The sequence below is a fragment of the Pseudobdellovibrio sp. HCB154 genome (genome assembly GCF_046267985.1).
Lineage (GTDB): Bacteria > Bdellovibrionota > Bdellovibrionia > Bdellovibrionales > Bdellovibrionaceae > Pseudobdellovibrio.
The window spans coordinates 2,845,355-2,870,234 of the sequence record NZ_CP176530.1 but is presented as its reverse complement, the minus strand read 5'-3'; the positions used below and the strand labels follow the sequence as shown (position 1 = coordinate 2,870,234).

Below are 24,880 nucleotides of genomic sequence, written 5' to 3'. Positions count from 1 at the left end.
CCACGAATTTGTTGATAATTACACAGCTTAAATCTTTATAAAATTGTCAAAAATTCCGACAAGTTAAGAGTGAAAAAGGTACGTGCGCTGAACTGTTTTGCTCTTTTTATTTTCGTGTTTATGATTTTAAACACGCTTTCTGCTTTTGCAGGTCCGTCGCGCACAACGTATCAAGCTAAAATCATCAAGCCCGATGGTTACCCACTAGAATCTTCAACCGTTAATTTTAAATTTACAATTTTAGATCCAGCAGGAAGTTGTATTTTATATTCCGAAACTTTCTCTAGTGTGAATATGGGAGCTAGCGCAGGCTTAGTTTCGTTTTCTCTAGGAAGCGGAGTGCGTACATTTCCTGTGAGCGGAAGTACTTTTGAACAAGTATTTAGTAACACGACGGCTTCTTTAACTTGTGATGCTGGTGGCCCTGCAACGTATTCTCCGTTAGCAACAGATACACGAAAAATTGTGATGCAGTTTAATGATGGTAACGGTTGGCAAACATTGCCAGCAATGACAATCAATGCCGTGCCTTATGCGATGTATGCGAATGATTCGTTAAAGTTCAGTGGTAAAGACATCACTGATTTTGTGCAAGTAGCAAGTCTTCCAACTTGTGGCGCGAGTGAAGCCATTCGCTATAACGGTGTAGGATTTTCTTGTATTGCAGCGGGTGGATCGGGTGGAAGTGTTACTTCAAGTTCTGTGATTTCTGCCCTAGGTTATACTCCTGCTGATGGCGCAAGTATTACGACTGTCACTTCGACGGTGGATTCGGTTTCATCAACAGTGGCGAGTGTTTCTTCAACGGTGTACTCAGTTTCAAGCACGCTGACAAGTTTACAAAATTCAGTGGCAGCTTCCTTTGCGGCTATTGCAAATTCACAGTGGCTGACTTCAGGAACAACGATCAGTTACAACAACGGTAATGTTGGAATTGGCACTTCTACGCCAATAACAAAACTTGAAGTTTCTGGTGGTATAAAAATTAGTACAGAAACTGCAGCCTGTGCCGTTAGCTATGCGGGAACCCTAAGATATGACTCAGGTAACGTAGAATTCTGTAACGGTTCAACTTGGGCGGCTCTTGGTGTAGCGGGTGCGGTGACAAGCTCATCTGTCATAACAGCTCTCGGTTATACACCAGCTGATAATGTTAATGTGACAACGTTGGCGGCAAGCTTTACGGCGATGAGTTCATTAGGTGCTGGTCAATTTCTTGTAGGTAATGCTTCAAGTACAGCTTCTGCAGTGGCTTTATCGGGTGATGCTACTCTCTCTGATACAGGCGCATTAACTTTGGCCAACACGGGCGTTGCTGCCAACACATATGGTTCATCAACGTTAGTTCCTATATTTGCCGTCGACAGTAAAGGGCGTATTACCAGTGCTTCAACGGTTCCTATGACGTCTTCGCAATGGACAAATGTGGCTGCCGGACCAACTTCGGGTACAACAATCACGGGAACTGGATTTAGTCCTGTCGGTCAGCAAGGAACTCAATCATCTGTACCAACTTCAGGTAGTGTTGATGATGGTTATTACGCTATTAATTTACCGTTTGCCGTAAATTTTAATGGCAACAGTTATTCAACAATTTATGTCGGTACAAATTCTTACGTCACGTTTAATGGCCCTTCGACACTTTATGCGGGCTTGTCAGCGGCAAGCCCAGCTCTAGATAAAATTTTGATCGATGCGGCTGATCGCAGTTCGAATTCAGTTTGGTTTTTTAGTGATGCTAACTCATTTAGTATTCGTTACGAAGGCGGCTGTACAACAGCACCTGCAACATCATTAGTTTGGGAGTTACAAGGTTCAAATGCCAATGTTAACCAACTCAAATTACAAATTATTTCTGTTTGTGGTGGCGGGTTTAGCACTGTCGCGAATGCATCTACGCAGTTGCAGTCACTGGCGGCGGTAGCAAGTACAGCGTACTTGATTAATTATGGACTGGTGTCATCTGGAACTTCAGACACTATTTATTTTAATGGCCATGTAGGTATCGGCACGAGTTCACCGACAAAACGTTTAGACGTAGTTCATGACACATCATCAACTTACGGCATGAGATTAAAATCTACCACGCCAGCGACGATCGGCGGTTTATTAGTAGAAAATGATACGGGCGATAGTGCTCTAATTCAGGTGGGAAACTCAGCCGCTTCAAGCCCGGTTGCAGGGCACATGCTTTTACAGTCTGGCAGTAAAGATATAGTTTTTCGTGCGGCCACCAACGAGCGTTTGCGTATTTTAGCCAGTGGTGAAGTGGGCATCGGCACATCAACACCATTTGCTAAACTGGATGTGTCAGGTGGTATTCGCATCGGTATGGAGTCATTTGCCTGTGCGGTTAATTATGCCGGAACATTAAGATATAACGCCGGCGATGTGCAAATGTGTAACGGCTCAACTTGGCAGACATTAAGCACAGGATCGGTAACTTCTGCGGCAGTGATTGCGGCCATGGGTTACACACCTGCTGATAGCGCAAGTGTTTCTTCGTCAATCACTTCTCTCTCTTCTTCAGTTGTAACTTCATTTACGACGGTAAATAGTAGTATTACTTCAGTTTCAAGTTCTGTGACGGCACTTTTAGGCGCGATCAATTCAATTACACCAACTCAATGGGAAACCGCTGCAAATAGCGGAACCGCAATGACTACGTTAAGTATTTCTAATTTTAGTCCCTTAGGTCAGTTAGGCGCACAAAATTCTACGCCAACTACGGGCAGTGTGGATGATGGTTATTACACATTAAATTTACCATTTGCGGTCACGTTTAATGGAACAAGTTATACAACAATGTATGTGGGTACAAATTCTTACGTCACTTTTGGCGGCCCTTCGACAGTTTATTCAGGTTTGTCTGCGACGAATCCGGCTTTAAATAAAATCGTAGTCAATGCGGCCGACCGCAGTTCAAATTCAGTTTGGTTTTTTAGTGATGCCAATTCATTCAGTATTCGTTATGAAGGGGGTTGTACAACAGCTCCAGGAACATCATTGGTCTGGGAATTACAAGGTTCAGTCGTCAATACGTCTCAGCTCAAGTTACAAATTATTTCAGTTTGTAGCGGAGGGTTTAGCACGATCGCTTCACCATCTGCGCAATTGCAAGCGCTGAATGCGACAGCTGGCACGGCCTACGTAATTGGAAACGGAACTGCGGCAAGCAGTATTTATTTTAATGGTCATGTCGGCGTTGGCACAAGTTCACCGATGGTGCGTTTAGATGTTGCGCATGATACGTCATCGACCTACGGGATGCGCTTAAAAGCAACGACATCAGCGACAGTTGGTGGCTTGTTGGTTGAAAATGATTTAGGTGATAACGCTGTTGTGCAGGTGGGACAATCTTCAGCATCGAGTACTCTTGCAGGGCACACATTCTTGCAAGCGAGCAAAAATTTAATTTTATCCGCAGCCAATGTAGAACGCTTACGAATTTTATCAACTGGTGAAGTGGGCATTGGCACATCAACGCCTTACGCTAAGCTTGATGTTTCAGGTGGTATTCGTATCAGTATGGAAACAAACTGCGCTGTTAGTTATGCAGGAACTTTAAGATACAATGCTGGTAGTCTACAGCTCTGTAATGGTTCTGCTTGGCAATCATTAAGCACAGGTTCGGTCACATCTTCTACTGTGGCAACGGCGTTAGCTTCAGCAACAAATGTGGGGATCGGAACAAATTCTCCGGCAGCGACATTAGATGTCAGTGGTACGGTAAAAATTTCTGGAGGTTCGCCAGGAGCAGGAAAAGTTTTAACTTCAGATGCTTCGGGAAATGCGACTTGGCAAACCATCGCAGGTGATAACTTAGGAAATCACACGGCCACACAAAATATTAATTTAGGAAATTACAAACTCGTCGGCCAAGGTGGTTCTGAAGGAATCACGATTGATTCTTTAGGAAATATTCGTTTAGGTTCTGTCGGTGGCAGTACGGGTATTACCGCAGGCCCAGGGTCTACGGCCTCAGGTTCATCATGGGCTTCGATCGCTGCGGGATTTAATGCGCAAGCAAGTTCGATCACTTCTTTTGCTTTCGGTAGTTATGCACGCGCAACTAATTGGTACGCTTTTGCGACTGGAAATAACACGACTGCGGGCGGAAGAGCCAGTGCGGTGTTTGGTCAAAACATGACTGTGAATGGAGATTATTCAGTAGGTTTTGGTCTTTCAAGTTCAGTGTCATACACTGCAACTACGCCAAGCACGATGGCTATTATGGGTGGTAATGTCGGTATCGGAACGACGGCTCCAGCGACATCGCTTCATGTGCGTGGCGGTGCAAGTTACGGCGCCATTATGCTTGGTGACAATGGTGGAACGACGAATCACCACTTAACTCATGAGTTAGATGGTAGTTTCGCAATTTTCACCGGAACTTTTGGTTCAGGAGTTCGTCAATTAACAATTACTTCGGGTGGCGCTGTAGGTATTGGTACAACAACTCCTGTATCACTCTTAGAAGTTAGTTCTGCATCACAAACTTATGCGCGCATCACAACGACCGCTAATAATACAGCTGCAGAACTGGCATTTACTAATAGTGGTGCTACGGATTGGGTTATTGGTGCAGACGGCCCTAATCGTAATATGATCAATAACGGCGGATTTCACTTTTGGAAAAGTGGTTATGGCACAGCCATGTTGTTAGATGACAACGGATATGTTGGTATCGGCACAGTAAGTCCTACAGCTACATTACATGTTAACGGAACAGCACGTATTGTTGATGGTAATCAGGCCGCAGCGCGTGTGTTGGCTTCTGATGCCAGCGGCAATGCTTCATGGAAGCAAACGATTATTCACGGAACGGTGGCTTCTGTCGGAAACACTTCAACAACAACAGGACAAAGAGTTTCATCCGGTGTTTATATCACTCTTCCACCGGGACGTTGGCAAATCACCGGAATGGGAATCACTACAGGTGCTTCATGTCGCGCGGATTTTGGTGTTCGCGTGCAAGCAACTGATTCAGTTGTGAAATACACATTGATGCCAGTAGCAACGGGCGACTTTCAAACAGCAACAGTGACTGCATATGTTGATATTGCATCGACGACAACTTATGACTTGTACATTAGCTCGCGTGGCGTATGTAACTCGCAAGTTCATTCTGACAATATGCTTTGGGATATCACGGCAACTGGTGTGGCCTACTAATGTCTAGCCAAATAGGCTTAATGTTTCATTTTAAAGCGGTAAGTCTACAAAAAACTGTATAACGTCACTACTTCTGCCTTGAATTTGTCGGTAATTTCACAACTTAAATCTTTATAAAATTGTCAAAAATTCCGACAAGTTAAGAGTGAAAAAGGGACGTCTGTTGAACTGCTTTGGTGTTTTTATTTTCGTGTTTATGATGTTAAGCACGCTTTCTGTTTTTGCAGGTCCTTCACGCACAACGTATCAAGCCAAAATTATTAAACCTGATGGTTATCCACTTGAATCTACAACCGTTAATTTTAAATTTACAATTTTAGATCCGGCAGGAAGTTGTATTTTGTATTCTGAAACTTTTTCTAACGTGAATATGGGCTCAAGCGCAGGCTTAGTTTCTTTTGCGCTGGGAACAGGTGTACGTACATTTCCAGTCATCGGAAGTAACTTCGAACAAGTTTTCAGTAACACCGTAGCTTCTTTAATTTGTGATGCTGGCGGGCCAGCGACTTATTCTCCCTCAGCGAATGACACGCGTAAAATCGTCATGCAGTTTAATGACAACACTGGTTGGCAAACCTTACCAGCAATGACAATCAATGCTGTGCCTTATGCGATGTATGCCAATGACTCATTAAAGTTTAGCGGCAAAGACATCACTGAGTTTGTACAAACGGCAAGTCTTCCCACTTGCGGAGCTAGCGAAGCGATGCGCTTTAACGGCGCAGGGTTTTCTTGTATTGCGGCGGGCGGAACCGGAACAATCACATCAGGTTCGGTGATTACAGCTCTTGGTTACACACCAGCCGATGGTGCAAGTATCACAACTGTGACTTCAACAGTAAATTCAGTTTCATCAACAGTGGCGAGCGTTTCTTCGACGGTGTATTCAGTTTCGAGTACAGTAACAAGTTTACAAAATTCAGTGGCCGCTTCATTTGCAGCGATCACGAGTTCGCAATGGTCAACAATCGGTGCCGATATTTATTATACTTCGCGTGTCGGTGTGGGCACATCTTCGCCGTCAACGCTTTTTGATGTGGGCGGTTGGCCAGAAGCTCCTGCAGGTTTAGCTAACGGTGCAAATATCACGGGCAACTTGTATGTTGGTAATACGGGATCAAATATTGCGCGCACAAGATTAAGTAGTAATGTTAACGGTGGATTTCTTCAATGGAATCGTTTGTTAACCGCTTCAGGAGCCGTTCAAACTGATGTCACGAAACCTTCATTCAGTTTTGAAATGAATGGCACAACGGATCGTTTTATTTTTCAAAGATCAGCAGCCAGCAGTACAACACTTGTTGATTTGATGACGATCACCGGATCGGGGCGTGTTGGTATCGGGGTAAGTACTCCGGTAACTGCGCTTGAAGTTTCTGGCGGTATTCGCATTGGATCTGAAAGTGTAGCGTGCGCACCTAGTTACGCCGGAACATTACGTTATAACGCCGGTGTTGTTGAATACTGTAACGGAACATCTTGGGCCGCCTTCGGAGTCAGTGGTGCAGGTATCTTAGCTATCAACGGTTTAGCATCAGGTTCACAAACTTTTGCATTTGGTTCTTCAGGTACAACGCCAAACGTTTCATCAGTAGGCTCAGTACATACATTTAATTTTCCGTACGCTTCGGTGGCTACAACTACAGCGGGTGTAATTTCTTACAGTGATTATTTAAATTTCTCAAATAAACAAGTGGCTACAAGCGCAGCGATCATAGCGACTTTAGGTTACACACCAGCTGATTCAGTCAGTTTAACAACTCTTTCTTCAACTGTCGGCTCTGTATCGTCAACGGTAGCCAATGTGTCTTCAACGGTAAATTCAGTTTCAAGTTCAGTTGCGAGTTTACAAAACTCTGTAACAGCCTCATTAGCTGCAATCACAAGTTCGCAATGGGTCACAAGTGGAACAAATATTTATTATAATACGGGTGCTGTTGGTGTAGGTACGGCTCAACCAGAAGGTGCTTTTAACATTGCTCGTACAGGAGCTCCTGGCACTTTAGTCTTTGTTGATACTTACTCTGGAACAAGTGGTATTAATCCAGCCCTCGTTGGAAGATCATCACGTGGAGTTGCAGGCTCAGCAAGTGCGACACTGCAAAGTGATAAGCTATTATTTATCGGTGCTCGTGGTGATACCGGAACAGGATTTTCTTCAACAAGTCCGGTGAATATTATTATGCGTGCGAGTGAAAACTGGTCAGCGGTTTCACAAGGTACACAAATTGAATTTAGCACTTCAACGAATGGCACAAGTGCATCGCTTGAACGTATGAAAATCACCAACGCTGGTAATGTCGGTATTGGAACAAGTAATCCAGCTGCAAAACTTGATGTTTCTGGCGCGATTCGTATCGGTGTCGATACTTCAAGCTGTATAGCCGGATTAGCGGGAACAATTCGCTATAATGCAGGTGTTGTTGAATACTGTAACGGATCAACATGGGTAACTTTCGGCGCTGCCGGAGCCGGAATCTTAGCGATTAACGGTTTAACATCGGGTTCACAAACTTTTGCTTTTGGTTCAACAGGCACAACGCCAAATGTTTCTTCAACAGGAACAGTTCACACATTTAATTTTCCATACGCTTCTGTGGCGACAACTACAGCTGGTGTAATTTCTTATAGTGATTATTTAACTTTCTCAAATAAACAATCGGCCACAAGTGCAGCGATTGCTGCGACACTTGGATACACTCCGGCTGATGGAGCGAGCTTAACCACCCTGACTTCAACCGTCGGTTCTGTTTCTGCCGCTGTGAATTCAGTTTCAAGTACAGTGTCGAGTTTGCAGAACTCAGTGACCGCATCGTTGGCCGCAATGACTTCATCTCAATGGACTACAAGTGGTGCAAATATTTTTTATAACTTGGGTAATGTCGGTGTTGGTACAAGTGCACCCGCCGTGGCTATGGATATAGTTGGTTCGTTGCGTGTTGCTCCTTCAGCTGGGGCTTCGAGCAGTGTTGAAATCGGTAATATGAATTACGGGTCTTTAAATCCAGGAGCTTCAACTTCAAACGGAGCTTACATTCAAGGTCCGATGAACGCTTCGATTGCGGTTGATTTAAGAAATAATCAATCAGACGATGCTTTTGCGATTCGCTATTCGGCCTCGAACTCAGCCACGGTTGATACCATTGGTTTAGTTTTTAATGGCCAAGGTCGAATGGGACTTGGTACGAGTGCCCCGGCAGAATTATTACACGTGCATGCGGCTTCGGGTACAAGTCGCGCGGTTGTTCGCACTTCGTGGACAGATACAAACGCTTACGGTGAATGGAATGCTTATGAAGGCGCTACATTCATGGGTGGTATTTCTGTATTTGGTTCGACTTACGCCACATCAGCTTATCGCAACGCTTTTATGATGAGTGCAGCCAATAATAATTTAGGTTCATTAATTTTCAGAACAAGAACCGGTGGCACGTATCAAGAAAGAATGAATATTCTTAATAATGGTTACGTTGGTATCGGTACAAGCGTGCCGAGCCAGCGTTTAGAAGTTGATGGTGGAATTTCTAGTATAAGTAGTACTGATAATTCAACATCACGTTCAGTCAGAATTAATATGATGACCGATACTGTAAATGCGGCGAACGCTTTTGGTAACGGTGACCCATGGTTAACTTTAGATGGCGGTGCTAATAGCGGCTCTGCAACATTACAAATCGTTGGTAATCAAAATCGTACTTTAAACGTTAGACTTCATGATGGTAGTTTACTTGTACCGTACGGAAATATCGGTGTAGGTCTTGTAACTTCAGCGCCTGCTTCACGCTTACATGTTTCAGATAACAGTGCTGTGATTATGACTCTTGAACGTCAAAATAATCAAAACACCCTGATAGAATATAAAAATACTTTAGGTAGCGTGTACGCCGGTCAGATTACAGGTACAACGGATTTTGGTGTTGGAACCGGAACTGATTTAGGGGCCTCAGCCACTTTCCGTGTAACCAACACAGGTCGCGTGTATATCGGCTCAACAACAGCGCCAACAGCAAGATTACATATCACAGCAGGTACGTCATCAGTGGCGCCAGTGAAATTAACATTAGGTACATTGTTAACAACACCACAAGCCGGTGCGATTGAATACGATGGCACTGATTATTACATCACTGATAATTCTAATGTTCGCCGTATGATTGCGACAGCTTCAACGGGCGGAGTGTTAAATAATACTTCGGTTGTGTCTTCAACATCTGGAATTACCTTATGGCCAGCAGCTGGAAACTCAGTTGTTGTTTCATCAACGGTGGCTTCAACAAATTCAACAACGGGAGCCTTGATCGTGAACGGTGGAGCAGGTATTGCCGGAGCTTTAAATGTTGGTGGTATTATCAGTGGCTCAGCGGTGATTAAAGGAACGGGCTATCGTGCCAATCAAGGTGCTCCTGATGCGGCTGATAGTTCTACTGTAGGTTACGCGTTTGGTTCAGACGGTGATACGGGTATTTTCTCGCCGGGAACTGGTTCGGCGAATGGTGTTTTAGCATTTTATAGCAACAACGCTGAAAAAATGCGTGTTACAAATAATGGGTTAGGTATCGGTACAACAAGTCCGAGCTTTCCTTTAGATGTGCAAACTGCCGGTACAATAACTCAACGTTTATATCATGCTTCAAACAGTCAGTATGATGATGCCAATCTTATTTTAGCGCGATCACGCGGAACAATTTCCGCGCCAACCGCCGTTTTATCTGGTGACGCTCTGGGCGGTGTGTACTTCCGCGGTCATGATGGATCAGGTATGACTAGTTCAAGTGCCTATATCGCTGTCTCTGCCGAACAAAATTTCACAGGAGGCGCAAAAGGCACTTCGATGAAATTCGGTACAACAGTTTCAGGCACCGGTTCGTACCAAGAAATTATGCGTATTCACTCGAATGGTTATGTGGGGATCGGAAATACGACGCCAAACGCTTTACTACAAGTGGGACCGTCAGGATCGCAACCTGCAAATTACAACATCTATTTAGCAAGTTACAGGAGTACAGCTGGTCAAGGTCAGTTAGTTGGTAACTGGGCTAATACTGATTATTGGGCGATTGGACCTGCGACAAACTCCGGATCAGACAATACTTTAAGATTAGGAAATACGACAGATCGCACGGGAACATGGTCTGGCACACAAAATTTAAATTTAGTTATGGGTGGTGGTCTTGCAGTAGGTTCTGGCACTGTGGGAACTTACAAATTTATCGCCACAAAAAATTTCAATGGTATTTCAAGCGAAACAGCAGCATTTATCGGTGGTACAGATGCGGGTTCTATCGGATCTGGTATTTACGTGATGCAAAAAGATAATTTGGGTTTTAACACGAACACAAGTTATCTGTTGAATGTTGTTCACAATAACATTTCAAAATTTTTAGTTACTGGTTTAGGAAATGTTGGTGTCGGCACATCGGCTCCATCTGAAAAAGTTCACATCGAAAACACGACAGGCCAAGCGAATATCTTAATTAAAGGTATGAGTGGTGCTACATCAACACGCGCCGAAGTAAAACTAGATCGTTATGATAATCCGCGCGGTGCTGGTGTGCGCATGTTAGATAGTAATACTGGTGGCGCGCAATGGTGGGCGGGTGTTCCGTATAGCAACGGTGGCGCTACTGATATGTTTACCATTGGACGCCATACAACGCAGCCTGAATATGTTGCGAATGCTATGCTTGCTGTAACGTCTGCAGGAAATGTCGGTATCGGTACAACAACACCTTCTGTGATGTTAACGGTAGACGACACCGGAGGAACTGTTTCAGCTCCGTACATAGCGGCCACAGACAAATTAGCTGTTATGAGTACAGGTAACGGAGTTATTCAAATAACGACGCCAGCGAGCAATTCTGCGGCGATTTATTTCTCTGATCCGCAAAGCCGTGATCCAGGTGGAGTTGCGTATTCACATTTAACAGACAGTATGAGCTTTCGCGTAAACCAGGCGACCCGTATGACGATTGCTTCTGGTGGCGCGGTGGGTATCGGCACCGGAACACCAGCCACAACTCTTCATGTTCGTAGCGCTGCGAATTACGGCGCAGTTATGTTAGGTGATAACGGCGGAACATCGAATCATCATTTAACTCATGAATTAGATGGAAGTTTTGGAATTTTCACAGGTACTTTCGGAGCTGGAGTGCGCCAATTTACAATTGCTTCAGGTGGCGCAGTGGGTATTGGTGTTACATCACCTTTAACAGCGCTTGAAGTGAATGGTGGCATTTCCACAAAAGGTGGCGAAATTATCATGCAAAGACCGGTCGTCGGCGGCGGTTGGGCGCGCGGGCTACACTATACTCCAGACGGAAGTTCAAATGCGACGGCCAATGGATTAGCAGGGATCGGTCTTCTTGGGTCGGGATCTACGCAAACATCAATTTACTTAGCGTTCGGTGCATCTCCGTGGGCGTCGTCGAGCGGTATGCACATTCTATCAAATGGCAATGTTGGTATTGGATTAACCAATCCAACAGCGCTTTTACATGTGAATGGTGCAGCGCTTGCGACAGCGTGGAATACAAGTTCAGATAAACGCTTAAAAGAAAATATTAAACCGATTGAAAATTCAGTCGATAAAATTTTACAACTGCGTGGTGTGGAATTTGATTGGCGTAAAGATGTAAAAGCGCCGACGAAGCACGATGAAACACACGACATCGGTGTGATCGCCCAAGAAGTCGAAAAAGTTTTTCCAGAAGCGGTAACAACGCCAAAAACTGGTTACAAATCGGTTGCGTATTCAAAGCTAGTGGCGCCATTAATCGAAGCCGTGAAATCGCTTTATCATCGTATTTTAGGCGTTGAAGCGCAGCAGGTTGAACAAGCTCGCACGATCGCATCTAAAGCCGATCAACAAGCTTTAGATATGGCGAATGCAAAAATTCAAAAACTAGAATCTGAAAATGCAGCTAAAGAAAAAGAACTGCAAGAAATGAAATTACGTCTTGAAAAAATCGAAAAGGCTCTAAATTCAAAGTAAGAGCCAGACTTGGTTGGCTGGTACCAAGGCCCAGATTCAATACCTTAGTTATTAAATAAAAAATAAGTTAGTCCTGTTGTCTCGGTTCGGGAACTCACTTTCGCGGAGCAAAAAAAAGACTGTCTACAATATAACCAACTTTGGTCGGTTTATTAAATTGAGATAACTCCGATAAGACATATGGGGAGAACTCTATGAATTCATCGGTTTTTATCGGCGTAATTGCGTGTGCTACCGTCGTTTATTTCGGTATCGTTCACGGTTTAAGTGCACCAAGCATGTTACTCAATAGCCATGCCATTATTTTAGTAATGGGCGGAACAGTAGCGATCACATTATTTTCATACTCAATGGAAAAAATCTCAGAAGTTTGGAACTTCGTGAAGAATGGTTTCTTTTTTAAGAAAACAAAAAAAGAAACCGCGATGATCGAAGATTTACTTGTGACGGTTAAAAATTGGTATAACGGAAGTTGGTATCAAAATTCATCGAACCACCCCTTCGTGAATGACTCGTTTAGAATTTTAAATGAGGGCGATATCTCTGCATCCGATGTAACTCATATCTTAAATGCGCGCCGTGAAGCGGTCGCCAGAAAATATTTCGAAGATGCAAAAGTTTTAAATAACATCGCGAAGTATCCTCCCCACTTAGGTCTTCTTGGAGCCTCTTCAGGTATGATCCAAATGATGATGGGTCTTGGTAAAGGTGGTATCGAAACAATCGGTAGCGCCATGGCCGTTGCCTTAACAGCCACTCTTTGGGGTATCTTTTTAAATAACTTTATTTTTCTCCCATTATCAGATTCGGCAACTAAAGCGGCTGAAGATGAAATGTATATCCGTAACATGATCGTTGAAGCTGTGATCTTAATTAAAAAAGGTCACCCAGAAAAAGTTGTGACAGAAACAGTTGTTTCCCGTTTATCAGCTCCTCAACGTATCGCGCTTAAATCTAAATTTAAACAATTGGCCAACGGTGGGGCTATTCCTGTGTACAAAGCTAAAGGTAAAAAAGGCCAACAGGATAAAGCAGCTTAATTATGAATTACGATGATAACAAACCTTTAGACGAACAGGATCAAATCGTAGCCGAGGCTGACACGGCTTCAGGTTTTGAATTTGATCCAAAGCCAAAGCTTGAAGTGCACGAAGGTGGTGGCCATGGTCACGACGGTCATGACGATGTTCACTTTGGTGCAGGTCACGCAGGTGGCGGTCATGGTGCGGGCGGCAGCCACGGCACAGAAATGGGATGGCTGGTTTCTTACGCCGACATGATGACTTTATTATTCGGTCTATTCGTTCTGTTATACACAATGTCTTCTACGACTTCAAAAGGTCAGATGGAAGAGCAAATGAAAAAAATCTCTGAAGAAGCTTTCGGTGGTGCAATCAGTGCCGTTGAATTAGAAAAAGCTTCTCCTGACGAGATGATTGAAAAACTGTTAGATAAAAATAAAAAGATGGCTAAAGATCTTCAAAAATCTCAAGAAGAAATTGAGAAGAAGAAAGACTTAACTGTAACTGAAACTGAAAAGAAACAGTTAGAAGTTAAAATTGCCGAGCTTGAAAAACGCATGGAAGAACAGCAAACTATCGAGAAGCAACAAACGGCTAAAGTCGAAGAACAAAAGCGCCAAATCGCTTCAGTTCAAGAACAAAACACAGTTATTCAGTCGGTGACTTTAGAAAATAAAAAGATCAAAGAAGAATTAGAGAAAACTCAGCAAAAACAAAAAGAGCTTGTTGAGAAAATGAAAGACATGGTTCCTAAAGAAGATAAAAAGGTTGTTGAAAACCCTAATAACTTCTTAATGATCAGCACAACATGGGCGACTGAAAAACACGATATCGATTTAGAGATCGTGGATACCAACAATAAAAAATTCAATTTTAAAAAGAAAAGCTACGGCGGTATTGACGGTCAATTCGAAATCGATAGCCGTTATGGTCCTGGCCTAGAAATGTGGAAGACGCCAAAATTACAACCGGGTCAGTACAAAGTGAAAGTCACTTTATACAACTCAAACGGTAATGAGGCTCCGGCTGAAATTCAAACAAGTCTTATCACAGTCACTGAGAATGTGAAACTTCCGAAAATTACTTTATCAAAAACAGACAAAGTTAAAGAAGTACGTTTTAGCGTAGATGAAAAGGGCAAGATAACACTTGAGTAATAAAATCACTTTTTCATTCAAATCACCAATCTGGCAGAAATTAAAAGTTTCTGCCGCGTGCCTTTTATTGGTGGTGGCTACGGGCTGTTCGAATTCATCGTCTGATGAAGAACCGTCCTTGGCTGAAACAATGTTAAGTTGTGATTCTATTGTCAATTCTGCAACGGCAACGACTAAACTTTGCCTTAATAGCACAGCAGGTCGTTACATCTACGACGATCAATACGGTGGTCGTTATACAGCTTCATCAAATGTGATTAATGCGGCTAACGGTGTGGCGAGTGTACTTATCCCGACGGGTTGGTACGCAGCTGGTGGTACTGTTAATTTCTCAGATTCAAATATCGTTCCAGCAAACATTAAGGATGCGATTGTTTTATTCGGTTCTACAGGAACAATTGTGACTGCTGCCGAAGCTGCTTGTATTTTGCTAGCTGGCGGTGGTGTTCGTTCTGTCGATTGTTCGGCAGCGCGCGATGATTATTTTTATACAGCGGCTTACGGTGGTCGTTCATTTGATTGTACAAACGTGGGCCAAGCGACAACAAATACACAAGCATGTTGGGTTGATGCTAACGGCTACAGAATTACTTCTACATTACCAACAGGTGGTGGTTCAGAAGCAGACTGTGCAGTTACAGGTCAACAATCAGCGGCTTGTCGTGGTATTGCAGCAACGTACTGGTATAACCAAGCGTACGGTGGCCGTTCATTACTATGTACTTTAGGTTTTAATGCACAACCTTGTTGGTTAGACGAAACAGGTTATATCGTGTCATCAGCTGATGGTAGTAATGCATGTACAGACAATGCTTTGAATAATGGAGCTTGTGATACACAACCGGGCCGTTATGTTTATGCGGCTGAATACGGTGGCCGTTCGGCAAATTGTACAAATGATGTGAATGGAAGCTGTTTTGTAACAGCTTCAACAAAACAAATTTTAGAGCCAAACTTAGTAGCTGATAAAATTCGTAATAATACTTCAATCTTTGGTATTACAGGAACTTTCTCTGGTAACGGAGACTGGGGTTCGGGAGCTCATCGTAATATTGATACACCACAAATCGGTTCAGCGGCAGAAGCTGGACAGTATGCGGCCAATGGTACATTACCAAATTTACCGGCTGGTTATAGAACAGTTCCTAAAATTGCGACTGACGATGATGGATTAGATCCTTCAACAAATTTAAACGTTGAAGCCGTTGACCGTACAGGCTGGGGCACAACTTCATGTGGAATTACTCAAGCGACTATTCTTGATCGCATCACTGATTGTAGTAGCGTATTTGGTGGTAATGCGCTTTGGAACGGAGCGGTTAGTGGTAATGCCGGTCAAGGTATTTGGAAGCTAGTCAGCCGCTCGACAAATAAATCGGGCAGTAAAGGCCGCGAAGTATGGCGTGATGAACGCACAGGTATGTTATGGAGTTCAATCATCGGTACAGCCACGAACTGGTGTAAAGCGGCTGGTAGCAGTAATGCTACAAATGTTTCAGCTTCAATCAAAGAATCTGACCCTTCAAGTATTTGCGATAATGGAACTTATCAGAATCAAACAACAGCGATCAGCGGTTGTTTTGAAGGCACAGGTTTCACAACAACAGATGCTACCATCGACAATTTAGGTAAAGTAGGAATGGACTTAGCGGGCGCAGTGACGGCTCCAAAAGTCGCTTGGCGTTTACCAACTTTATATGATTACGAAGTGGCTGATGCCAATGGCATGCGTTTCGTGCTTCCAGATCTTGGAGCCAACGGAAACTTAGATGAATGGACAGCTACAATTTCTTCTTCAATTCGTTCGCGTGCCTGGGTTTATAACGGAGCCCAAGGTGTGCACTCGACAAAAGCGCGTACATTAACTTCAGCTTTTAGATGTGTGGGAAGGTAATATGAGATTTAATCTATTACTTTTAACTACAGCATTTATTTTTTCAGTCGGATGTTCAAAATTCCAGATCGATGAGTCGTCTTTAGTTGACATGACGGAGTGTGATGAAAACGTAGCGACAACATCAGATCCGTGTGTCGTGATGGAAAATCATTTCGTTTATAGTTCGGCCTATGGTGGCCGTTCAACAAATGGTGCGAACCAGACAACAGCGAATGGTTCATTAACTAATAATTTTCCGGCCGGTTGGTACGATGGTAACACGTCAGCTGTGAATGATTCAGATTTACTTTCAACAAATATTGCCGATGGCACAACGATCTTCGGAGTGACTGGTGACTTAGTGGGTTCAGTATTCCCGTTATGTACGGCCGGTGGTCAAACCGACAGTGAAGGTAAAATTCTTAACTCTTGTAAAGCTGAAACGGGACAATTTGTTTACGAAGACGCTTACGGCGGAAGAGGCAGTATCTGTGTTGAAGAAACTATCTTAAGTGCGCCGTGCTGGTTACCAACAACGGGTAAATACATTGTAACTGATGGTGTGACTGTAGCTAATTGTACGGTTGAAGGTATCATTAATACAGCCTGCGTTGTTGCGGCTACAAAATATTGGTACACGTCTCCTTACGGTGGTCGTTCAGCCACTTGTACTATTGATGGCCCACCAAATGGAGCCGAGTGTTGGACAAATCAAGCAAACACCTATATCCGCAGCGCTCTGGCGTGTAACGATGGTTACAACGGGGCTTCGTGCGTGATTTCTCCTCCTAAATACGTTTATACAACTGAATACGGCGGAAGAAACGTTCTTTGTACTTCGAATAACGTAGGTAGCTGCTGGTTCGATTCAGCGAAAAATGTTGTTGATACAAATTTAAAAGCGGCGAACATCCGTATCGGTGAAACGATTTTCGGTATTGCGGGTTCATTCACAGGCGTTCTTACAGCTTGGGGATCCGGTATGTCTCGCGCAACATCTTCAACAGTAAATCAAATTTCTTACGCCGATGAAACAACAACATACTCAGCGGTTTCAGGTACAGCTTTACCGTCTGAATATCGTCCGGTTCCAAAAATTGGTTCAAGTGATGATGCTTATAACTTAACAACGCAAGTTACATTAGTTGATCGTACGGGTTGGGCTGCAACAACTTGCGGTACAGCCCAAGCGACAATCCCAGCCAGAATTGCAGATTGTGCTACGGTTTTCGGAGCCAATGCAACTTGGGATGGCGCTTCGAAAGGTCATAACGGCGAAGGCCAATGGAAACTAGTGACTCGTACTGGAAGTACATCTTCTGGTAAAGGCCGCGAAGTATGGCAAGACCAATCAACAGGTTTAATGTGGAGTTCAGTTGTATCAACGGGATTAAACTGGTGTAAAGCTTCTGGAAGTTCGAACAGCACAGAATCAAATATTATTGCAGGTAACTACAATGAAGATGATCCGAATGATATTTGTGATAATGCTTTCTACCAAGTGCAAACAGCAAGTCCAATCAGTGCTTGTGAAGATGCGATTGGTTTTTCAACAACAGATACAGATATTGATAATTCAGGAAAAGGCGGTTTAAACCGTACTTCTTCTCCGAAAGTTTCTTGGCGTATTCCAACAATCTACGATTACATGGTGGCCAACCATGATGGTCTTCGTTTTGTTATGCCAGACGCACTAAATGCAAATACCACTGGTCAAGAGTGGACAGCCACTATTGATTCTACAGATCGTTTAAAAGCATGGTTATTCGATCCGACAACCGGCACACGCAGCAAAGATGAACGTAGTTTCAGTTATGCGGTTAGGTGTATAGGAAGGTAATTATGAAAAAGGTCACTTATAAAATAGTAGCGATCTGTTTTTTATTATCCCTGTTGTTCAGCTGTCAGGCTGAAATCACAGATCCTATTGTGCAAAAGTCACAAACTCCAGAAGGAGATTCTAATTTTGAAGAATGGGATCCATCAATGGTTTTAGTTCCAGGGTTAAACCTTGTGACTTTTACTGATGGTGATCGTGAAACTTCATGGCCTTATTATAAAGCGAATGCTTCTTATAAAATTAAATTCCAAATCGTTTCAGGTACAACTGAGGCGGGTGGTGAATCAGTAGATCCAGGTTTATATTCTGTAAAACTAGAAGTTTCAGCAAATAGCGGCACAACGTGGACAACTTTACCTGCGGCCGGTGCTTTACCGTCTACGGCCGGCTCAGAAAGTTCTTACGACTGGGCGATTCCACAAATTCAACCTGAAGGTACAAATTATTTAATTAAAGCCACAGCTACAAATGCAGCTAATAAAACAATTACTGTTCAGTCATCGCGCACATTTACTGTCGATGGGGCTGCACCAGTTATTAATTTCTTCGGCTTAACGCCGGGAGCATTAGGCGTTGTCAGTGTGGGTAGTGTCAGTGATCCCACAGTCGCTAAAGTAGTGAATCGCAGTTTCTTTGAAACCAGCATTGCTGTTTCAGATACAACAACCGTAGTTAAATTCTTATGCGTAAAAGCTTTTGATCTTAATCCTCCAGCTGAAGACGATTCTTGCTGGCAAGATATGGAAGACGAAGCTTCAAAAGAATTAATCAAAGATGATATTTCTACTTTCGTTGGTTTCGTACAAAACACTTATAAAATCAGTGTTTGGGCGATGGACTATGCCGGTAATATTTCTGGTTTAACAGCAGGTACAGGCCAAGAAAATAAAGATCAGGTTACTATTGCGTACAATCCAGCAGTGGCTCCGACGATCACTAATATGATCGCGTCTACAAATAACTCCTCATCGTTATCGCCAACAAAAGCTGAAACAACTTTTGTGGCTAATCAAGATGTGTATGTGCGTTGGAAAGTGACCGACACTGACTTAACAACAGCACCGATCAGTTTATATTACACATTAGATGAAGAAACTTTCTATGAAGTTCCGGGTATGCAAGATATCACGAACTCTAAAGTGGGCTGTACAACAGATGGTAACTATACAGGTTGCCGTAAAATTTCAGCTCCAAGCTCAGGTTATTTTAAAATTCAAATTAAAGTTAAAGACCAATCAGGCTTAGTGTCTTTATCAGCTACTCCGGCCTTGAACACAGAGAAGTTTTCAATCGTTGCAGGTAATACTGATTTAGGTATTAACGGCAGTGCGAATAAAGCGATTTTCTTATCACAAGTGCGCGCCGCTGACGTTCCCGGTGATTTCGGTACTTTAGCTGTTTCATCAAAAGGTAAAGTTTATTTCTTAGATTCTTCACGTGGTATTTTAATGGTTGATCCGGTCGATGGCGTGCAAAAAGTTTTCGTTAAAAAAGGCAGTACAAAAACGGGTGATGGTGGCAACGTAGCCAATGCTACAACAATTGGTAATGGTAAAATTACAGTCGATTATCAAGACCGCTTATTGATTTTTGATGGTGACCGTATCCGTCGTGTTGAAGCTGACGGAACAATTAATACAATTATCGGTGGCGGTACTGTTAATACGTATACAAAAGCCGTTGCTGCAAAAAGTTTAAAGTTTAGCACAACAATGAATATGTACTCGTTATTCCAGGTTTTACCGAACGGAAATATTTGGTTTACGATCGGAAGCCCGACAGCTCAGGTTTACGATTACATGATGGGTATTTATAAAGCTGCTGAAGACAAAGTATATTTTATGAAATTATCCGGTAAAGGTCGATACGGCGATCCAGAGTATGTTTACTCAACGGATTATGTGCGTACGATTGCTTTATCGTTTAACTACCGTACTTCGCAGCCAGAATTTTTAACATCATATATTTGTTATCCGGTACCTGGCGGTTGTGGCCACTATGTCGCAAACTTCAATGCGCGTAATGGTGTGGCTGCAGGTTACGGAACACATGCGCCAAATTATGCGTATTGGGAAACACAAATGTTCGCTGCACGCCGTGGTGCGATCTATTGGTTAGGTGCCCATTACCCATTTAAGTTAGGTAAATATAACGTTGCTACAAATCAATGGAACACCGTGGTTGGTGGACAAACCCAAGGCTATTGTGCTGACGGTGGAACAGCTTCAAGCTGTTTAATCTCAGGTATTGATGCTTTCGTTGATGGAACAAACACAGTTTATTTCAATGATGCCGGACAAATCCGAGTCATTTTACCGGATGGAAAATTAAAAACATTATTCGGCGAAAGAAAATCAGCCGGTGATGGAGCCTCTCCATTAGCGGCGCGTATGAACGGCGTAAACTACATGGGCGTTTGGGGAACCAGCGATACCGTTATCGCTGCCGATAATAAAGAATTTAATGTGCGCGAAATCACCCAAGGATCTTCGGGGCAAATTAATCGTCTTGCCGGTAATTACACAGATGAGGCCGTTTCATTTGAAGCGCCATCGGTGAATCGTTATTCGATTAATGCTGCGTCGGCGTCTTCATTTGCCAATGAATTCTGGGGCGGTATTCAAGGTGTGCAAGTTGACCCGCGCGATGGTACTTTCTACGCGTCATTAACTCGTAACGGAATCGTCGTAAAATACGAAAGAGATATTGCTACAGGTAAAGCCGGCAAATGGAAGCTTGTTCTAGGGGCCGGTGGCACAGCTTTCTTAAGTTCATCAGCTAATGGAGTCGAAGGTCGTAATATTTCGATGAATGGTTATCCGTTAGTGTTACACGGAATTATGATTCCAGACGGAAGCACAATTCCTACATACGCTGTTGAAAACGGAACTTCGCAAGCTTATTTAGTGGCTTGGACACAACGCTGGAACGGTCAATGTCATGTTGACCCGCATGCAAAAATTTTCACGTCAACAAGTGGTACGGTTAGAAAATTTATGGGAGCTTCGACAAATCCAACTTGTGTTGGCACGGCCACAATCGAAGAAGGTGTCGACATCAGCGATAGCATTCAAATGCCGATGTGGGGTAACCAAACAACATCTTCAATTTATTTAAAAGAAGAACGTGCTCTTCTTATGGTGAATTTAAATAATAATAGAGTTATCAAAGCACCATTATTGCGTAACGGCTCTGACCAAATTATCGGTGGTGGTGTAACTTCGTTATGGACAACCACAGCTAAAGGCATTCGTGCGTTTAACTACAAACAAAATGCCTCTAGCCAGTACGAACTTTATTACTGCGCAACAGATGGTACTTTAAACAAAAAGAATTTAACAACAGGTACTGAAACTAACTTACCACTTCCGACTAGTAGTACGGGTACGAAGTTTTTTACTTGTGACGGATTATCAATTTCTTGGGATTATAATAAGCAGCAAGTGTATTTCCCGTTCAGGCAAAATGGTTTGTCTGGCGTAGGTAAATACTGTGTTACGACAACTGGGATATGTCCATGATGATGAGAACTTTTTTTGCAGGAATAATGTTTATGATGATGCTATCATCACTAGTTAAAGCCGAAGTTAAGATGACCGACGAAAAAGGTCAGGTTATCGCATGGCCTGCAAAAGAAGAGTTTTTCACAAACACTGAAGGCTTTCGCCAATACGGTGTAACTATCGAAGTGCCTGATGCGGCTAGTGGTTCAGAAATTATCACTGAAAACGGAACAACAGGCCAAGTGGGCGAAAAAACAATTTGGTATCTTTCAAATTACGACGACACCATGACATACACAACAAATTTAGGCACCGAGAAAAAAATCACCGCGAAATGGATTCCATTAGCGAAGAACGTAGTGGGCGAGCGCTGCGGTAAAAACTCAGTGCGCGTGCAATTGCAAGATCCGAAAAAACCTTTAAATTTTCCATTAGCTGTTTCTTGTGATAATACGCAAAAAACTTTAAACATCACTTTAAGTGCTCCAGCGCAAGTTGAATGGATGGATTCAACATTATTCGAAGTCGCAGGTAAAGGTGAGCCGTGGAGAAGTTATAACTTACCAGCCACTTCACCTCAAGGTGGTCCAATCGGTACAATTTCAATGCGTAACGGTGAGCAAGAATACGTTATCACATTAGTGACTCCAAAAAATATCGATTTAGCTAAAAAAGAAGCTATGGAAAAGCAAAAGCAAAAACAAGCTAGCGAATTCCAGCAGTCACTTTATTTAGGTAAAATTGATTTAACTTATACTGCTGATCCGGTGACGGCCGAAGACAGCAAGTATTCATTTAAGTATGCTGTTTTAAGTCCGAAAGTTATGGGCTTTTTAAAGTGGGGTGGCGAATTTAAAACAAGTTTTGCCACAGGTAAAAAAGACGAATCAGTTGATTTATTATATTACAATGCGCTTGTTGGCATTCACTACGATTATAAAAACCAACTTGATCTTGGATTACGCGCTTTATTTTCTGGTTTAACAGTTCAGCAAAAATCATCAACGGCGAAATTAACATCAAACCAAGCAGGTTATGGTGTTTATGCAGATTACCTATTTGATGCAAAAAACCGTGTGATTGCAAAAGTGAACATGATCGGGATGATGTCTGAAGTGATCAAATCCCACATGGAAATTGGTTTAGAATATCGTTATCAATTAATGTTTAATAAAAAACCACTGTGGGTAGGTCTTGGTTATAACAGTGAAAACTATAAAGCTGAAAATGAGACTGGACTAAGCCGCGAATTTAAAACGACCGAAATACAATTGGTGGTAGGGTTTTAATGCTAAGGGCTAAAAAACTTTTCATTTATTTAAGTGTGCTGTTAGCCGGAACGATGATGATCGCCGGTTGTGAAGCCACGATTACAGATCCGGTTACTCCGGCTTCTGAAAATCCGCCATTGAATGGTGAATCACCAGAAGTAGTGATTGAATCATTACATGGTAATGAATATGTGAAAGGTGGAGCCCTTTATCAAATTCACATGATCATTACTGATCCGACATTAGATACAAACTCAAGCACGATTGAATACAGCCGTGATGCGGGTCTAACATGGACAACAGCTGAATCATCAACAGGACAAGACGGTGATGATTTTGCTACGTACTCTGGCCAAGAAACTGTTTTTAACTGGTCAGTGCCACGTGAAATGGATTGTTCAGTTGTAAGTCCAGCCAGTGATGGCGGTAGCTATAAAATTCGTGTAACAACACGTGGTCGTCCGGATGCTTTTCCGACAGTGTGGGTGACTCCTGGTTTATTCACGGTTGATTCTTGTGCCCCGGTTGTCTGGGGAATGAACTTTGCTTACGCCAGCACTTCAAGCACAGGTTTTTCATCAATCTCTCTTCCAAATATCTCAGATACTTTTTCTTTATCTCCGATCAAAGATATTTGTTTAAAATATATTGTCACAACTGTGCCGACAGAAACTGATTCATGCTGGTTAAATGTAAACAGTTTAACAGGTTCAGCTTATCAAACATCGATTTCAGGTGTAAGTATTCCTTTCTTCTTTGGTTACACGGCTTTAACAAGCATGACGGCGACGTTATGGGCACGCGATTACGCTCACAATCAGACAGAGTTAACATTAGTGGCCTCTTCTCCAGTGGGAGTAACAGGCACGGATATCACAGATTATTTCGACCGTTCATGCGGTGGTTCTAATTGCACGAGTGCGACTGTGACGGGTGGAGTTGTTTCAAGTAACGTGACGGTGAATAGCGCCACTGTTTTAGATAAATCAGATTCACCAGATTCAGACAGTTCATTACTTGATCCACAAATGTTCGTTGTAAATTCGGCCGGCGTTATTTACTTACGTGATAAAGTGCGCGGTATCGTCAAAGTTGATCCAATCACGGCAACACAAACTGTGATCGTGGCGTTAGCGCCAACAATTGCCGATGGTTTGTTAGCCACAGCTTCGGTGAAACAGCCATTACGTATTGCCTTAGACAGAGAAGAAAACTTAATTATTTTTGACTATGATCGTATTCGCCGAATTAATTTAAATGAAGCTCCAGCTTCGCAAACGATTGAAACTATCGTGGGTGGTGGTACAGATTCTTTTGAAACAGTGAAGTCAGCGACTGATTTACAAATCGATTATCATGATAATTTATTGTATTACGGAACTTTCCAGGTTTTACCAAATAACTGGATTGTTTTTAACTCAGAAGATCCATTAAAAGAGTTAGATAATTCAGTGATTGCTGATGAATCAGACCGTTTTAGATTGCGTGTGTACCGTCCAGATCGCGATACAAAAATCGTATCTATCAGACTTTCAGGAACAGGTATTAATGGTGATCCATCACAAGCGGTAGATCAACTATGGCCGTACGGTGGTATGGCGGTCACTTATGATTCTACAAACAAAGAGATCGCGAATATCTACGCCCGTCTATGTGATGATGATACGACTTGCGCGCAACAATCATTGGCGATGTTTGATGCTGACGGCGTAGCTGCAAGCACGAACGTCGTATTGCCGGGTTCATTCAGTAATAACTATATGTTCGTATCGCGTACGAATACTTTATATTCGATGAATCGTTATGAAGGCTACGTGAAGCGCCATAACGGAACAACTTGGCAAACAGTGTTAGGTAAAGGGGCTGACGATTACCCGGTAGCTCTTTGTGCTGATGGAACATCTCGTACAAATTGTGATATTAATCTTTGGGATACTTTCATCGGCATGAGTGAAAGAATTTATTTTATCGATAGCGGTACTATCCGTTATGTCGATTTATTAAATGGCCGTGTTTACACGTACGTAACTCTGACTCCGTAAGAA

9 protein-coding genes are annotated in these 24,880 nt (G+C 42.9%); all 9 read left to right on the top strand.

The window, feature by feature from the left end:
- Window positions 1-69 precede the first annotated feature (69 nt).
- Window positions 70-5,175 (top strand): beta strand repeat-containing protein, encoded by a 5,106-nt coding sequence (locus ACKWCF_RS13765; protein ID WP_409478175.1) that lies wholly within the window; start codon window positions 70-72, stop codon window positions 5,173-5,175.
- A gap of 145 nt (window positions 5,176-5,320) precedes the next feature.
- Window positions 5,321-12,166, top strand: a complete 6,846-nt coding sequence (locus ACKWCF_RS13760) for a tail fiber domain-containing protein (RefSeq protein WP_409478174.1) — start codon at window positions 5,321-5,323, stop codon at window positions 12,164-12,166.
- 194 nt (window positions 12,167-12,360) lie between these two features.
- On the top strand, window positions 12,361-13,206 hold the full coding sequence (locus ACKWCF_RS13755) for a motility protein A (RefSeq protein WP_409478173.1): 846 nt from the start codon (window positions 12,361-12,363) through the stop codon (window positions 13,204-13,206).
- A 2-nt stretch (window positions 13,207-13,208) separates the two neighbouring features.
- Window positions 13,209-14,345 carry a flagellar motor protein MotB gene (locus ACKWCF_RS13750; protein WP_409478172.1) on the top strand — a complete coding sequence of 379 codons (1,137 nt, stop codon included), beginning with the start codon at window positions 13,209-13,211 and terminating at the stop codon, window positions 14,343-14,345.
- Window positions 14,338-16,239 carry a hypothetical protein gene (locus tag ACKWCF_RS13745; RefSeq protein ID WP_409478171.1) on the top strand — a complete coding sequence of 634 codons (1,902 nt, stop codon included), beginning with the start codon at window positions 14,338-14,340 and terminating at the stop codon, window positions 16,237-16,239. Before ACKWCF_RS13750 ends, ACKWCF_RS13745 begins: the two co-directional genes overlap by 8 nt.
- Before the next feature lies 1 nt (window position 16,240).
- Window positions 16,241-18,061 (top strand): hypothetical protein, encoded by a 1,821-nt coding sequence (locus ACKWCF_RS13740; RefSeq protein ID WP_409478170.1) that lies wholly within the window; start codon window positions 16,241-16,243, stop codon window positions 18,059-18,061.
- A gap of 2 nt (window positions 18,062-18,063) precedes the next feature.
- Entirely contained in the window at window positions 18,064-21,582 is a 3,519-nt protein-coding gene (locus ACKWCF_RS13735; protein WP_409478169.1) for a hypothetical protein, read from the top strand.
- 32 nt (window positions 21,583-21,614) lie between these two features.
- Window positions 21,615-22,853 (top strand): hypothetical protein, encoded by a 1,239-nt coding sequence (locus ACKWCF_RS13730; protein WP_409478168.1) that lies wholly within the window; start codon window positions 21,615-21,617, stop codon window positions 22,851-22,853.
- Window positions 22,853-24,877 carry a hypothetical protein gene (locus ACKWCF_RS13725; RefSeq protein WP_409478167.1) on the top strand — a complete coding sequence of 675 codons (2,025 nt, stop codon included), beginning with the start codon at window positions 22,853-22,855 and terminating at the stop codon, window positions 24,875-24,877. The genes ACKWCF_RS13730 and ACKWCF_RS13725 overlap by 1 nt, the downstream gene beginning before the upstream one ends.
- The last annotated feature ends 3 nt before the right edge of the window (window positions 24,878-24,880 follow it).